Source organism: Paenibacillus sp. NPDC056722 (assembly GCF_042790635.1).
Classification (GTDB): Bacteria; Bacillota; Bacilli; order Paenibacillales; family Paenibacillaceae; genus Paenibacillus_AQ; species Paenibacillus_AQ agri.
Genome location: NZ_JBHTYV010000005.1, coordinates 12808 through 28632, shown reverse-complemented (window position 1 = coordinate 28632; position 15825 = coordinate 12808). Strand labels below are relative to the sequence as shown.

Genomic DNA, 15825 nt, shown 5'->3' with positions numbered 1-15825 from the left:
TTTTCGTATCTTAATCATCTATACTTATAAGTTAATTCTCTATTGTCTTGCTTAAGGGTGTTCGAACCGTGTTCTTCATACTATCCTTTAAAACACCTTAACCATCCTTTGTTTTTTGAACTGTTCCCATTTTCAAGGGGGGAGCCTTGGAGATATCAATCTATTTTATTATAATAGTAGTTACTTAGCTACTAAATTTTAAAAAGTTTCCCAGATGTGATGGGGCTTGCTTTTTGAGAAAATTGGCACCAGCATGAAGCCATACGCCAGTGTACTAAACATTTTGCGTATGGATTAGGCAGAGAACAGGACTAAAAAAAATCGAAACCGCGGTGTATGTATTGACATGTTGGAAGAGGAAGGTTAACTCCATATTCTCGTAGTTAACGTTACAAGGATATCCACTGTCAATGCAGCGGTTTGTATGGTACCATTAATTTGTTTATTTCTAAGGAGGCAGATGATGACAATGAAAATAGCTACTTATATCGAATGAATCAGGGGCATATTTGCTTCTATATAATTCGTAGCTGCAACAAACAGAGATAAAAGTAAGTCAGTGTAGAAATCAAGAGAAAAAACCGTAGAGGTACTTTTAATAAATCTAAACGAAATGGACTAATCCATTATGGTGAATTGTTCAATTGTTATACCTAATTATAATGGGCGCAAATTTCTAGAAGTATGCTTACGCTCTTTATATGAACAAAAAGAAACCTCAGAGATTTCTTTTGAAGTAATCTTGGTCGATAACGCATCAACGGACCTAAGTGTTGACTTTGTTCGAGCCGAATTCCCTGAAATTATTGTCATCGAATTGGATCGGAATTATGGGTTTAGTAGAGCGGTGAATGAAGGGATGTATGTTTCAAAAGGCGAATTCATCATACTTCTCAATAATGATACTGAGGTGGATGGAAATTGGTTAGTATCGTTATACCGACATATTAATCAAAGCAAGTCAGCATTTTCGGTGTCGAGTAATATGATCCGATTTGATGAAAGGGATATTATCGATGACGCCGGAGATGAGTTGACACTTTTCGGCTGGGCTTTTAAGCGGGGCGATGGGAAGAAAGTTTCTGAATTTCAAGGAAGTGGACATATTTTCAGTTCTTGTGCAGGAGCTGCAATATATCGGAAATCTATACTAAATGAAATTGGGCTATTTGATGAGGATTTTTTTGCCTACCTTGAGGATGTTGATATCGGTTATAGAGCTAAGTTGTACGGTTATCATAATTATTATTGTCAAGATGCCATCGTATATCACATTGGCAGTGGTACGTCCGGATCTCAGTATAACGATTTTAAAATAAAACTGTCTGCTAGGAATAATGTTTTTTTATTCTACAAAAACATGCCTCTTTTTCAACTTTTAATAAATCTCCCCATGTTGCTTATCGGATTCTTAATAAAATATGTTTTTTTTGTTACCAAGGGTTGGGGGAAAGTTTATCTAAGTGGACTTTACGAAGCGTTAATTCATCTGAAGTATGTTCAGCGGCAAAAATTTAGTGTTCGGCATGCGCTGTATTATGTAAAGATTCAAGGAGAATTATTTGCATCTACCATAAGGTATATAAAGAACAAAGCTAGGTGACATAAGGTAGAATAAAGTTAATTTACATTATTAATTAGGAAAGTGTGAAGACGGGTATGAAGATATTCAGTGAAATATACAGGTATAGAGAGTTATTATTCGAATTAGTGAAAAGAGACCTTAAAAAAAAATATAGACGCTCTTCGTTAGGGATCATATGGAGCGTACTTAACCCACTACTATTTATGGCAATCACTACAATTATTTTCTCTACTATGTTTAAAAATCAGATTAAAGATTTTCCAATTTATTTTCTTATTGGTCAAGTTGTGTATGCTTTTTTTGCAGAAGCGACTGGACTAGCTCAAACAGGTTTGATTGAAAATGGTTCTCTCATAAAAAAAGTGTATACTCCCAAGTATATCTTCCCACTTTCGAAAATATTTTTCTCGCTAGTGAATATGTCATTTTCATTAATAGCTATTCTTATTATTACTATTTTTATGGGATATAACTTGCCGTTAACATCAGTTCTGTTTTTCATTCCCATTTTGTTTGTGTTTTTGTTTTCTATAGGTATTGGACTGATACTCTCCTCATTGACCGTTTTTTATAGAGATATTTTGCATATATACGGAATTTTCTTGAGTTTGTTATCCTTTTTCTCAGCAACATTTTATCCGATTGAAATTATACCGGAAACTTACAGGTTTTTTGTGGAGCTAAATCCTATATATGTATTCATATACTACTTTAGAACGTTGGTTCTAGATGGGCAATTGCCAGATCTTAAATTAAACGTACTTGCCATAACTTACTGCCTTGTATCGCTTCTTTTAGGTTATAAGATTTTTAAGAAAAACGAAAACAAAATTGTTCTTTTTGTATGAGGTGAATAAATGGAAACCTTAGCAATTAACTTGAAAGATGTGTCTGTTGTCTTCGATTTGCATAAAGAAAATATAAGTGGCTTCAAAGAGTTTATAATTAAAAAAATTAAAAGACAGCTTGTTTCTGAGAAATTCCATGCTTTGAATCATATCTCGTTGTCTATTTTCAAAGGTGAGGTAGTTGGAATACTGGGATTTAACGGTGCTGGTAAAAGCACTTTATTGAAGACCATAGCAGGAGTGTTGAACCCAACAGACGGGCAAGTGGAGACGAATGGTAAGATTGCTCCATTAATTGAACTTGGTGCTGGGTTTGACATGGAACTTACTGCAAGAGAAAACATCTACCTAAATGGTGCTATTTTAGGATACTCCCGAAAATTTATTGAAAGTAAATTCGATGATATAGTTGATTTTGCAGAAATTCATTCCTTTCTTGACGTTCCTTTAAAAAACTATTCTTCTGGGATGGTTGCCCGGATTGGATTTAGTATAGCTACTGTAGTAAAACCGGATATTTTGATTGTTGATGAAATACTATCTGTAGGGGATTATAAATTCCAGCAAAAATGTGAAGAGAGAATCAAATCTATGATTACAGACGACACTACAGTCATAATGGTTTCGCATTCTATCGAACAGATCAGAGGAATGTGTCAAAGAGCTTTTTTACTTAATGGAGGCAAACTAATCGGCTATGGTCACGTTGAAGAAATATGTAATCAATACATGAGCCTTCAAACTCAAACTAACGAGGACCTGAAGGAGCATGGGTGAAGGGAAGTCTTTAAATGGATTTAGATATTATCATCGTCACATACAATTCGGAGAAATGGGTCGAGAAGTGTATTGGCAGCATATCTCGTTGTCATTATCCTAAAGAGAAATTAAACCTCTTTATTATTGATAACGCATCTTCAGATTCAACTATCTCAAAAATTGAATTAGAGATTCTTAAATATAAATCTTGTTTTGGAAGCATTAAGCTGATTCAAAGCAGTACAAATGTAGGCTTTGGGGTAGCGAATAATATGGCTGCGGCACAAGGGAAATCAGAATATATATTTTTCTTAAATATTGATACGGAAGTTCTGGAGGATTCTATTCTTAATGCGTCCATGATTATCAAACGCAGTATAGATGATGTTGCAGCATGGGAGTTCAGACAATTTCCCTATGAACATCCCAAGTACTATGACCCTATAAGCCTTTCCACAAGTTGGATTTCTGGTGCTGCTTTTATTGTCCGAAGGGATGTGTTTACTGAAGTTAAAGGCTTTGATAAAGCCATATTTATGTATGCGGAAGATGTTGATTTAAGCTGGAGAATTCGTTCCAAAGGCTATCGTCTAATTTATATGCCCCATTGTATTATCAATCATTATTCGTATAAAGAAGTTAATGAAATCAAACCGAACCAATTTATCAATAGCTTAATAAATAACCTGAATTTAAAAGTTAGATATGGTTCAATCCGTCATATTATTTTATGGCATATTAAGTTTTTATATATGCTTATTAGAAATAAACCGATTAATGGTATTAGAAAGAGATTGATATTGGCATATATTCGGAACATTTGGAGAATTCCTTCTTTTTATAGGTTAACCTTGAAAAAACTTAAACCCACATTCGTTGGTTGGGATTACGAGGTGACAAGAACTGGAGGGTTTTATTATAATTTCATACAACAGGAATACAAACCGCTTGTTTCTATTCTAGTTAGAACGATAGGTAGAACGGAACTACTAAAAGAGGCTTTGACGAGCATTAGAAACCAAACGTATACTAATATAGAAGTAATTGTTGTAGAGGATGGGAGCAGGCTTTCAGAGAAACTAATAAATGAAGATTTCCATGATCTTAATATTGCATTTTTTAGTACGGATGAAAAAGTTGGACGTTCCAAAGCTGCTAATATTGCTTTAGATAAGGCAAATGGAGAATTCCTTAACTTTTTAGATGATGATGATTTACTGTTTTCTGATCACGTAGAAGTGCTTGTTAACGAATTGTCTAATCATTCTATTTCTGTTGCATATTCTGTTGCCTTTGAGGTTCCTACGGAGTACTTCTCTGATCGCACAAAAAGAAATCATGAGTACAAAGTAGTTTTTAAGAATAAATTTAATAGAGTGAAATTATTCTACCAAAATTATTTACCAATACAATGTGTTATGTTTAGCAAGGAGCTCGTGCGAGATAAAATATATTTTGATGAGAAAATGGATGCTTTGGAAGATTGGGATTTTTGGATGAGATTGGCGTTGGAGAATGATTTCTATTTTGTGGACAAGACCACATCCTTATATCGTGTTCCTTTTCATTCAGCGCAAATTCAAACTCGTCAGCAAATTTTGGACAATGCATTAGATTATGTTAGAGAAAAGCAAAAAGAATATTTTTGTCAAATGAATGGATACGAGGTTTCAGTAAATGTAATGGATTTAATTGAGCAAAACCAAACAAATTCCTTAAAGAATAAATATAGACTTCTTTATGCTGTTTATAGATTTTTACTAAGGAATTTGAATAAATTAAAAAATATCTAAGGAGAGTTTATTGTGAAAACTTGTCTTATTACGGGTGGAGCAGGGTTTATCGGATGTGAAGTGTCGACATTAATCGAGGATGCTTTTGATAACATTATTGTTATCGATAATTTACATCCCCAAATACATAAATTAAGACAAAGGCCAGCGCAGTTGTCCCCAAAAGTCAATTTATTCGTGGCTGATGTTACTGATCCTGTTACTTGGGACGAAGTTCTTTCGAAATGGAAGCCTGATTTAATCTTGCATTTGGCAGCTGAGACTGGAACGGGACAATCGTTAACGGAGAGCAGTCGTCATGCCAATGTAAATGTAGTGGGAACGACACAAATGCTAGATGCATTAGTTAGAAACAATGCAATCCCTTCTAAAATTGTGCTTTCCAGTAGTAGAGCAGTCTACGGTGAGGGGAAATGGATAAGTAATGAAAAGAACTCCTTTTACCCGGGACAAAGAACTAATAAACAACTTGCACATGGTGAGTGGGACTTTAAAGACTCCGCCTTCCTTCCGATGAATAAAAATCATACAATTCCTATGCCGACTAGTATTTATGGTGCAACTAAGCTTGCTCAGGAACATTTGGTTACTTGTTGGTGCAACGCATATGGTGTTAATTTCACGATACTTCGTTTGCAAAATGTTTATGGTCCCGGACAGTCTTTAATTAATTCTTATACAGGCATTGTTTCTCTTTTCGTGAGACTAGCTAAACAAAAACAAAGTATTCCTTTGTATGAAGACGGTATGATGTTGAGGGATTTTGTTTTCATAACGGATGTTGCCCATGCTATTTATGAGGTTATGATAAATGAAAATGCTAATGGAAAAGTCTTTGATATTGGGAGTGGATACGGTGCAACAATTAAAGAAGTCGCTGAATTGGTAGCTAATCGCTATGAAGCACCATTTCCGGAAGTATGCGGGAAATATCGTAATGGCGATGTTCGTCATGCCCAAGCGGATATTTCAGATACCTTGGAAAACTTGAATTGGAGTCCAAAAGTCTCTTTGGGTGAAGGTATGAATTTGTTATGCGACTGGATCGATAATCAATTAGGAGAATAAGTCACACTACAAAGGGAGAGTAATGATGCTTCGTAAAAAGAGTCTGCAAATTCAAACAGTATTATATAACAATGAGCAAGAACGCATTATTCGGTCCATTAAAAGTATCGTTAGAGCAGTGGACTTTGCGATACATGATCAAGTTTTTGAGGAAATTTCAATATATTACGGGGATGGTTCTCAGCAGCCCGTGTTCACAGAGCAAGAGATTGAAAATCTTAATGCAGAGTATGGAGAATACATTAAGATCAAATACGATTGTTTCGAATCGAATTTGGGCTCTGCACGGGGGCATAATCGATTAGCCAATCATTCTCAATCCGATTTTATTATGATTATTAATCCTGACATCCTACTGGCACCAGACACAATTCTTCAGTTAGCTCTACCCTATGATAATGTGAAACAAAAAGTGGGCATTGTTGAGGCCAAGCAATTGCCAGTGGAACACCCGAAATTATACAATCCTAAAACTGGTGAGACAAGTTGGGCTTCTACAGCTTGTGTTCTTATTCCAAGGACTGTTTTTGAAGAAGTAAATGGGTTTGATGCGGATACTTTTTTTCTGTACTGTGATGATGTTGATTTCTCATGGATGGTTAGACTAAAAGGTTATCGGGTTATTTTTCAGCCGTCAGCCGTGGCTTTCCATGATAAGACTCTTTCTGAAAGTGCGGCATGGCAGACAAGTGATGCTGAGGACTATTATTCCGCAGAAGCAGGCTTATTAATGGCTTATAAATGGTCAAGACCGGATATTTTGAAAAATATCTTAACTTATTTCGAAAATTCTGGTATCAATTATTATGTAAAGGCTGCTAAAGAATTTAAAAGCAGAGAACGGGAAAATAAACTCCCCGTTCAAGTTGATTCCAATCATAAAATAGGGGAATTCATCGATAATAATTACGGCAAAATGAGGTTTTTATTATGAAAAATAAAAGTATGAATGACTATCCTTATAAATTTCAATATGCAGAAGATAATGTATATGGGCACGTAGTGAACTTATTAGGCCAATTTGAATTCCCGCAGCAAGGAGTCCATCTTGACATTGGCTGCGGTTGGGGAGCAATTAGCGATGAATTGATTGGAGATCATAAACTGCATTACATTGGTATTGATGCAGATCAAGACGCTGTTAATCATCTTCACTCAGAGGGTAAAGAGGCATATTGTTATCAACTTTCGAGCTATACCGCTAATCTTGAGTTTATTGAAAAAATCCTTAATGGTCGAGCCGTTTCATCGATATCAATTATTGATACATTCGAGCATGTGTTATACATTGAGGATTTACTACAGACAGTCAGCACTCTTTCTAAGAAACATCATGCGCCTGTAGTTATTAGTGTGCCGAATTTTGCTCACGACGATGTGGTCTTTAAATTGTTATGTCATAAATTCGACGAGACAAACACAGGGTTGTTGGATGAAACTCATATTAATATTTTCACTGAGGAAAAATTAGTGAATATATGTAAGAAACACGGTATGCATCAAATCAATAAAAAGGATGTTATATTGGAGAGAAGTGATCAACACTTTCCAAAGGAATTATTAACGCTTGCTGAAACATCTTCCTTACGTCAATTGCTTTTAAATTTGAGGGGGAATATGAAATCAGATGGTAAGGTAAATCAACTGGTTCGGATGTTCATTGCCAGCCATCCCTCACAGGCACCTGTTAAACAGCAAGATAGACCGTTTTTATCTATTGTAACGAGAACGGTTGGGGATAGACCAGAGGAATTAAAAGAAGTGTTACTTTGCTTAACAGGACAGGAATGTACTGATTTCGAAGTGCTTGTTGTTGGACATAATTTGACTGTGGAGAATCAGTTATTGGTAGAGAGTATTATTAATGCTAATCCTGAATGGATCCGCTCTAAAATTCGATTAATAAGAGTCAATGGTGGTAATCGTTCTACGCCATTAAATTTCGGATTCGAAAATGCTAGAGGACAATATATCACGATTCTTGATGATGATGACATTGTGTTCAGTAATTGGGTAGAAGAGTTCAAAAACCTTGCTAAAGATAATTATGGTAAAATATTGAAGTCTGTTTCGGTAAGACAAGAATATGAGCCAACAACTACAACTTTTAGCAAGAAAAGTTCTAGGGCTGTTTCTGGTTTTTTAAGAGATTATCCGGCTGAATTTGATTTTATCACTATGCTACATCATAATCAGTGTCCTGGACTGTGTTTAGCATTTCCACGATCCATTTACCATGATTTTGGATTGAGATTTGATGAAACTATCAATACTATTGAAGACTGGGATTTTATAGTTCGATCAGCTTTTATTTGTGGTGTAGCATCTAGCCATGCGGTTACTAATATTTACAGATGGTGGCTTAAAGGGACTAGTTCGCAATCACTTCATAACAATCAAGAATGGGAAGATAATTATCGCTACGTCCAGAATAAATTTAATTCGCAATATTTGATTATGCCACCAGGTAATGCAAAGCGCATTGCTTCTTTGGTGGGGATGCTTTCAGAACGTCAAAACCTGAATTCTGGATTATCTATGCCCCTCGATGATCAGCTTATACAAAAAAGGGAAATAGCTCATCTTATTTTAGTGTCGAACTCTTGGAATCTTACAAAGCCGCTACGGTTGGTAAAACATCTGTTTGGTAAAAAGACTTGTGTTCCAGAAGTCTTTAGTGCTGCTGAATCAGAATTGGATGAATTCATTAGCAATGCTCAAAATTCAAAAAGTTGGAAATTGACACGTGTATTCAGATCCAACTAAAAGGAAAAAATATGAAAAAAAGCAATAGAAAAAGTATTGATGATTGTTTCAACAGTCGAGAAAATAATTTCGACTTACTGAGGCTTATTGCAGCAATTTTGGTTATACTCTCACACTCATATCCTTTGACATTAGGTTCAAATGCTAATGAACCATTTATTAGGTTAACAAAAGGTCAAGAGACTTTCGGTGGACTTGGTGTAAGTATTTTCTTTATTATTAGTGGCTTTTTGATTACTTATAGTTTTGAGCGATGCAATAATGTGTTTGAATATTTTAGAAACCGGATTTTACGAATTTATCCAGCACTCATCGTACTTATCTGCCTGACGGTTTTTGTTTTAGGACCAATTTTAACAACTATAGATGTGAAAGCTTATTTTTTAAATACAGGAACGTTAAGGTATTTAGAATCGTTCATGCTTGTTAATATGCAATACGGGTTACCTGGGGTTTTTGAGAACAATCCATATCCCAATGCAGTTAATGGTTCCCTTTGGACGCTATGGTATGAATTTTTCTTCTATATTATCGTAGCGGTACTTGGATCACTAAAGCTACTTAAAAAATATATTATGGTGCCTTTATTCTTCATGGTTTTATTTGTGAATTTAAAACTCGATCCCTCTGTTGCGGTTTTTCAGTATGTTCAGTTGTTTATGTATTTTAGTTTGGGAATGATCGTTTATTTATTTAGAAAAGATATTAAATTAAATCCTTATTTGGCTTCTTTAAGTGCAATTCTCTTAGTTTTATTTTCGTGGGGAGGGCATTACAAACTTGCTTATATACTTTTTGGAACATATTTGATTTTTTATTTAGGACTTGGGATACCTAAGTTATTCAAAAAAATCCAAGAAAAAGGAGATTTTTCCTACGGATTGTATATATATGCATTCCCTGTCCAGCAAATAGTCAGCCTTTTATTGATTGACCAAATAACTCCTTTTTATAATTTTATTATTTCCACACCTATAACTCTTGCAATCTCAATTGTGTCCTGGTTCAAAATTGAAAAGAAGTCTTTGCAATTAAAAAAGAAGAAAATATCGCTGTAATTAAGAGCGCCTTTTGCTCGAGCTGTTATGTTTTTGCGTTATAATCGCACATTACATAGCACCAACTCTACATTAAATGTATAGACTAAATAATGGTGCAAGTGCTGAGTTTTGTAGTTATTGAGTAAGTTGGAGCATGTTGTAACTTTCGAAAAATAGAGGTGGGTTAACAGATGAAACTACTCGTTACTGGCGGTGCCGGCTTTATCGGCAGCAATTTTGTAATATACATGCTTAAGCAACATCCGGAGTATAAGATCGTCAATGTGGATTCACTAACATATGCTGGAAACCTGGAGAACCTGAAATCTGTTGAAGGTAATCCGAACTATTCGTTCGTAAAAGCCGATATTACGGATGTCCAAGCAATGGATGCCCTGTTTAGCCAAGGCGTTGATGTAGTTGTTAACTTCGCGGCAGAGTCACATGTAGACAGAAGTATCTTGGAGCCGGATGTGTTTGTGAAAACGAACGTGCTTGGTACACAGGTTCTACTAGATGCAGCGAAAAAATACAGTGTCACTAAGTTTGTTCAAGTGTCTACGGATGAGGTATACGGTACGCTGGGAGCCACTGGCTTGTTCACTGAGGAGACTCCGCTAACTCCTAATAGTCCATATTCCGCGAGTAAGGCAGGCGGGGATCTGCTGGTGCGTGCATACCATGAAACGTTTGGATTGCCGGTGAACATCACCCGTTGTTCAAACAACTATGGCCCTTACCAGTTCCCGGAGAAACTAATCCCGCTCATGATCTCCCGTGCGCTAGCTGATCAGGCTCTACCTGTGTATGGTGATGGCTTGAACATTCGCGACTGGCTGTATGTAGAAGATCATTGCAGTGCAATTGATCTTGTCATTCACGAAGGCGTGAATGGTGAAGTGTACAATATTGGTGGCAACAATGAACGGACGAATGTGCACATCGTGAACACTGTACTCCAGGAGCTTGGAAAACCGGACTCCTTGATTACTTATGTGCAGGATCGTCCAGGTCATGACCGTCGTTATGGCATCGATCCAACCAAGATTACCAATGAACTGGGTTGGAAGCCTAAGCATACCTTTGAAACAGGGATTAAAGAGACGATCCAATGGTACTTGAATAATCGCGAGTGGTGGACCCGTATTCAGTCTGGTGAATACCAAAAGTATGCCGAGCTGCAATATGGAAGTCGCTTAGGCGATTCATTGTAGGATCGATAAGTAACTTACGGAGGTTTACAATGAAAGTATTAGTTACAGGTGCTGCAGGACAACTAGGGCAGGACGTTGTTCTATTGCTGCAAAAAGAAGGTCATGAGGTATTTGGTTGTGACCGCAAAGAAATGGACATCACCGATCTGGAACAAACGGTAAAGGTGATCGGTGACTTTAACCCTGATGCGGTTATTCATTGCGCCGCTTATACGGCGGTAGATGCTGCAGAGAGCGATGTGGATGGTGCTTATTTAATTAATGCCACTGGTAGCCGCAATGTAGCTCTTGCATCCGAAAAAGTCGGTGCCAAGTTGGTGTACATCAGCACGGATTATGTTTTTGAAGGGCTGGGTTCAGAGCCATACCATGAATATGATAATACAGCCCCGCGGAGCATCTATGGAAAATCCAAACGGGCCGGAGAAAATTTAGCACAAAGCTTATCCAGCAAGTATTTTATTGTACGTACGGCTTGGGTATACGGCAAGTATGGTAAGAATTTTGTGAAGACAATGCTGAAATTTGGTCAGGAAAAGCCATTACTTAAGGTTGTAGATGATCAGAAGGGTTCCCCAACATACACGGTGGATTTGGCCAGCTTTGTACTGGAATTGATCCAGACTGAAAAGTATGGAGTATATCATGCCACCAACAGTGGGTCTTGTACTTGGTATGAATTTACTGGGGCCATTTTTGAAGACGCTCATGATATTCTGGGGTTGGATTTCACAGCCAAGCTTGAGCCTTGTACTACAGAGGAGTTCCCATTGCCTGCCCCTCGACCGCATAACTCTGTATTAGAGCATCTATCTATCCGCACCAATGGATTTGAAGATATTCGGCATTGGCGTGAAGGATTAAGGGATTTCTTGCTTGAGTTAAAAGAATAACAAATTATACTTCCGAACCGACACACGGTACGGGAGTTTTTTTTATTTTTTAGCTATAATTGAACAATAGTCTGTGAAGTGAAAAATAAAGATTCGAGGATCCTTATGAATAACAAAAAAGTTAGCGTACATATTGTTACTTATAATAGTGGAGAGGATATCCTAGAATGTCTGGATGCAGTTTTGGCGCAGGATTATCCTCTTGAACAAATTGTGGTGATTGATAACGCATCCGGAGATGGAACAGCGGAAAGGGTTAAGAACTATAGCATACAAAGTGGACATAGCGACCCAGTTAAGCTCCTTGAACGGATACAGCTTATTCAAAATTCGGTTAACACTGGCTTTGCCCCTGCGCATAATCAGGCCATTTCTCTAACCAATACGGATTATGTCCTTGTGCTTAACCCGGATCTTGTCCTGGCACCTGATTATGTCAGTAGACTGATTGAAGATATGGAAGCCAACCCACAGATCGGGAGTGCAACGGGAAAGCTTTTATTAAAAGCAGATCCTAATCTGGTCGACAGTACAGGGCTCAGAATGAACAGAGCACGTCGTGCCTTTGACCGGGGGCAAGGAGAAGCGGCTGTAGGCTGGCAGAATTCTGGTCTAGTATTTGGCGTATCGGGTGCCGCTGCGATGTATTCCAGAAGAATGATCGATGATATAAGCGTAGGCGGTGAGTTTTTTGATGCGGACTTTTTCGCATATAAGGAAGATGTTGATGTAGCCTGGAGGGCGCAATTGCTGGGATGGCAAGGTTACTATGATACAGAAGCTCTTGGATATCATGAGCGTGGCTGGAAGACTTCCGGGAGAAGCGGGAAATCGATGTTCATTAGGCGGATATCCTATATCAACAGATATAAGATGATGTATAAAAATGAACATAGCCGTACTTTGCTGGCGACCTTGCTCGTTTCAATGCCCTATGAAATTGCCGCGCATGGATATATGCTTCTAAAAGAGCCCGGGTTATTTAAAGCGTGGAAGTCCTTTTTCTCGCAGCTGCCTGCCCTTAAGGAGAAGCGTAAGGCCGTACAGAGTAAGGTGAAGGATAGGGAGAGAAGTAGATATTAAGCGGAAAGTGGATGATCTTAAGGAACGAAGGGGAAGGTTTGGAACTGTAGGAGCGAAAGCGCTCGCCTAAAAGCTTTCCGAAGGAAAGCTCGCGTCGGAAGCTAAGCTGTATCCAGATTTTCAACCGCTAAAATCGGCTTATAAAATAGAAATCTGGATACAACATCGACCAGAAGTCCAAACATTCACCGTAGTGACGACCGAGCTTTAAGCGGAAATCTTAAGTTCGTCTTATATAGAAGTAGCGTAATCAATATAAATCTAAAATCAGATTCCAGTTTAACAATAATATAGGATATATTATACAAAACCTCCCTGCCAAGGCCACGCCTTTCTTGGAGGTTTTGTGTTATACTATTTGTCGAGAGATTACTATATTTGTCAGGAGAGTAATAGCATTGAGTGTGGATGTAAGTATATTGATAGTCAATTACAACACCTGTCGCCTGACGATGGATTGTCTAAGGTCGGTATATGATTCGGAGACGAAGTTTTCCTATGAGATTATTCTTATAGACAATAATTCCCACGATGGATCCGTAGAGGCCATCAGTAGAGAGTTTCCGAATGTCACTTTGATAGCCAATGAGGAGAATACAGGGTTTGCTCGGGCCAATAATCAGGGCATGGAGATTGCTTCCGGACGTTTTGTACTGTTGCTGAATTCCGATACGGTCGTACGTAAAGATACGCTGGAGACGATGATTACCTTTATGGATAGCCGCCCGGACGTTGGGGCTTCTGGCTGCAAAATTATTTTGCCCGACGGATCACTGGACAAGGCCTGCAAACGTGGTTTCCCTACACCTTCGGCCTCTTTTTATTATGCCTTTGGTTTTAGCAAGCTGTTTCCAAATAATCCCCGCTTCAACGGCTACCAGTTGGGCTATCTGGACCCGGATAAGAATTACCCTGTCGATTGTCTGGTTGGCGCGTTCATGCTGCTCCGGCGGGAGACGATTGAACATGTCGGTGGTCTGGATGAAGAGTTCTTTATGTACGGGGAGGACTTGGACTGGTGTTACCGCATCAAGGAAGCGGGATGGAAAATTTACTACTATTCGAAGACTTCTATTATCCATCTTAAGGGCGGTAGCGCACGTCGCAGACCGTTCAAGATTGTGTATGAATTTCATCGGGCAATGATTTTATTTCATCGTAAGCATTATCGCCAGCAGTACAACAGTATGATTAATGGAATGGTTTATGCTGGAGTGGGTCTCAAATTTGTATTATCGCTGGTGCGGAACGCTATGATATCACCGAGAAAAGTACCTCTTCCAGCTCAGAGTCTGTCGGCTTCCGGCGATGCCGGTACACGCACCGAATCGAAAGCTGAGGTGAGATTATGATTCGCCGTAATCAACAATTTTTAACGCAAATGTATATGGTCGTGGATTTTCTGGTTATTCAGATATCTTTTCTAGCCGCATGGTGGCTTAAGTTTGAAAGTGAATGGATGGATTACGAAAAGTCGCTATCCTTACAGTCATATGCTTATTGGAGCATGATTTATGGCGGGATTGCCGTACTGATTGGGATTATGATGTCTCTCTATCTGCCGAAGCGCAAGAAGCGCTTTGTCGATGAATTCATGAAGATTTTTCAGGTGCATGCGATAGCTATTTTTATCCTGCTTGGCCTCATGTTCTTCGTAAAAGAAATCAATATCTCACGTACGTATCTGGCGATCTATATGGGTTTCAATATATTTGCCATTATGCTGTACCGTTATTTGCTCAAATCCATGCTTAAATCCATTCGCCAAAAAGGTCTCAACCGTCAATTTGTACTTATTCTAGGAGCCGGGACTCTCGGCAAAAGATTCTATAATAACCTAGAGCAATACCCCGAACTGGGCTATGAAGCCATTGGCTTCCTGGATGATTACCATACCTGGGACGGAATCGAGGAACAGCGCTACAAACCTATCCTGGGAACGATAGACCAGTTATCCGGGATGCTGGAGATGTTGCCTGTGGATGAGGTAATTCTGGCGCTGCCGCTGGATGCCCACTCGAAGTATCCTTCGATCATTGCCGCTTGTGAAAAAGCGGGTGTGCGCACGCTCATCATCCCCGACTTCTTCGATTATTTGCCGGCTAGGCCATACTTCGATAATTTTGCGGGCATGCCGATGATCAATGTACGGGATATTCCGTTGGATATGGCAGGCAACAAGCTGGCCAAGCGGATGTTTGACATCGTGTTCTCGCTGTTTGCGATTGTGATGATGCTCCCGGTAATGCTGCTGGTTGCGCTGGGTGTGCGTCTTACCTCACCAGGTCCGGTTATTTTTAAGCAGGAGCGGGTGGGATTGAACCGTCGCAACTTCATGATGTACAAGTTTCGCTCCATGAAGATGCAGGTGGATACCGGAGAAGATACGGGCTGGAGTACACGCGAAGATCCGCGCAGAACCAGATTCGGTACCTTTATCCGCAAGACCAGTCTGGATGAGCTGCCACAGTTCTTCAATGTGCTGCTGGGTCATATGAGCGTCGTGGGTCCGCGTCCAGAGCGGCCATATTATGTCCAGCAGTTCCGCGACGAGATTCCGAAGTATATGGTGAAGCACCATGTGCGTCCGGGAATTACAGGCTGGGCTCAGAGCAATGGATTGCGTGGCGACACCTCGATCGAGGAGCGCATCAAGCATGATATTTTCTATATTGAGAACTGGTCACTGCTGTTCGATATTCGGATTATATTTAAGACGATTCGTAACGGATTTATGAATAAGAATGCCTACTAAACCAAACCGCCTGGTGAACGT

At 38.8% G+C, this 15825-nt stretch carries 13 protein-coding genes; all 13 read left to right on the top strand.

The annotated features are described in order from the left end of the window. Positions 1–628: 628 nt before the first annotated feature. A complete protein-coding gene (locus tag ACFRAM_RS14190; protein ID WP_379466401.1) occupies positions 629–1603 on the top strand; it encodes a glycosyltransferase family 2 protein in 975 nt (324 codons plus the stop codon). Positions 1604–1659: 56 nt separating this feature from the next. After that, entirely contained in the window at positions 1660–2433 is a 774-nt protein-coding gene (locus ACFRAM_RS14185; protein ID WP_379466400.1) for an ABC transporter permease, read from the top strand. A gap of 9 nt (positions 2434–2442) precedes the next feature. After that, on the top strand, positions 2443–3210 hold the full coding sequence (locus tag ACFRAM_RS14180; protein ID WP_379466399.1) for an ABC transporter ATP-binding protein: 768 nt from the start codon (positions 2443–2445) through the stop codon (positions 3208–3210). Positions 3211–3224: 14 nt separating this feature from the next. After that, positions 3225–4985 carry a glycosyltransferase family 2 protein gene (locus tag ACFRAM_RS14175; protein WP_379466398.1) on the top strand — a complete coding sequence of 587 codons (1761 nt, stop codon included), beginning with the start codon at positions 3225–3227 and terminating at the stop codon, positions 4983–4985. Between the two features lie 12 nt (positions 4986–4997). After that, positions 4998–6053: an NAD-dependent epimerase/dehydratase family protein gene (locus ACFRAM_RS14170; RefSeq protein WP_379466397.1), complete on the top strand. Its 1056-nt coding sequence runs from the start codon at positions 4998–5000 to the stop codon at positions 6051–6053. 22 nt (positions 6054–6075) lie between these two features. Next, a complete protein-coding gene (locus ACFRAM_RS14165; protein ID WP_379466396.1) occupies positions 6076–6987 on the top strand; it encodes a glycosyltransferase family 2 protein in 912 nt (303 codons plus the stop codon). After that, positions 6984–8819 carry a methyltransferase domain-containing protein gene (locus ACFRAM_RS14160; RefSeq protein ID WP_379466395.1) on the top strand — a complete coding sequence of 612 codons (1836 nt, stop codon included), beginning with the start codon at positions 6984–6986 and terminating at the stop codon, positions 8817–8819. The genes ACFRAM_RS14165 and ACFRAM_RS14160 overlap by 4 nt, the downstream gene beginning before the upstream one ends. An 11-nt stretch (positions 8820–8830) precedes the next feature. Continuing rightward, positions 8831–9877 (top strand): acyltransferase family protein, encoded by a 1047-nt coding sequence (locus ACFRAM_RS14155; protein WP_379466394.1) that lies wholly within the window; start codon positions 8831–8833, stop codon positions 9875–9877. Between the two features lie 173 nt (positions 9878–10050). Beyond that, complete coding sequence (gene rfbB / locus ACFRAM_RS14150; protein ID WP_175371546.1) at positions 10051–11073, top strand: dTDP-glucose 4,6-dehydratase; 1023 nt, start codon at positions 10051–10053, stop codon at positions 11071–11073. 29 nt (positions 11074–11102) lie between these two features. After that, positions 11103–11966, top strand: coding sequence for a dTDP-4-dehydrorhamnose reductase (gene rfbD / locus ACFRAM_RS14145; protein ID WP_379466393.1), 864 nt, complete (start codon positions 11103–11105; stop codon positions 11964–11966). A gap of 105 nt (positions 11967–12071) precedes the next feature. Next, a complete protein-coding gene (locus tag ACFRAM_RS14140) occupies positions 12072–13049 on the top strand; it encodes a glycosyltransferase family 2 protein (protein WP_379466392.1) in 978 nt (325 codons plus the stop codon). Positions 13050–13453: 404 nt separating this feature from the next. Further along, on the top strand, positions 13454–14401 hold the full coding sequence (locus tag ACFRAM_RS14135; protein WP_379466693.1) for a glycosyltransferase family 2 protein: 948 nt from the start codon (positions 13454–13456) through the stop codon (positions 14399–14401). Further along, a complete protein-coding gene (locus ACFRAM_RS14130) occupies positions 14398–15804 on the top strand; it encodes an undecaprenyl-phosphate glucose phosphotransferase (RefSeq protein WP_379466391.1) in 1407 nt (468 codons plus the stop codon). Before ACFRAM_RS14135 ends, ACFRAM_RS14130 begins: the two co-directional genes overlap by 4 nt. Positions 15805–15825 lie beyond the last annotated feature (21 nt).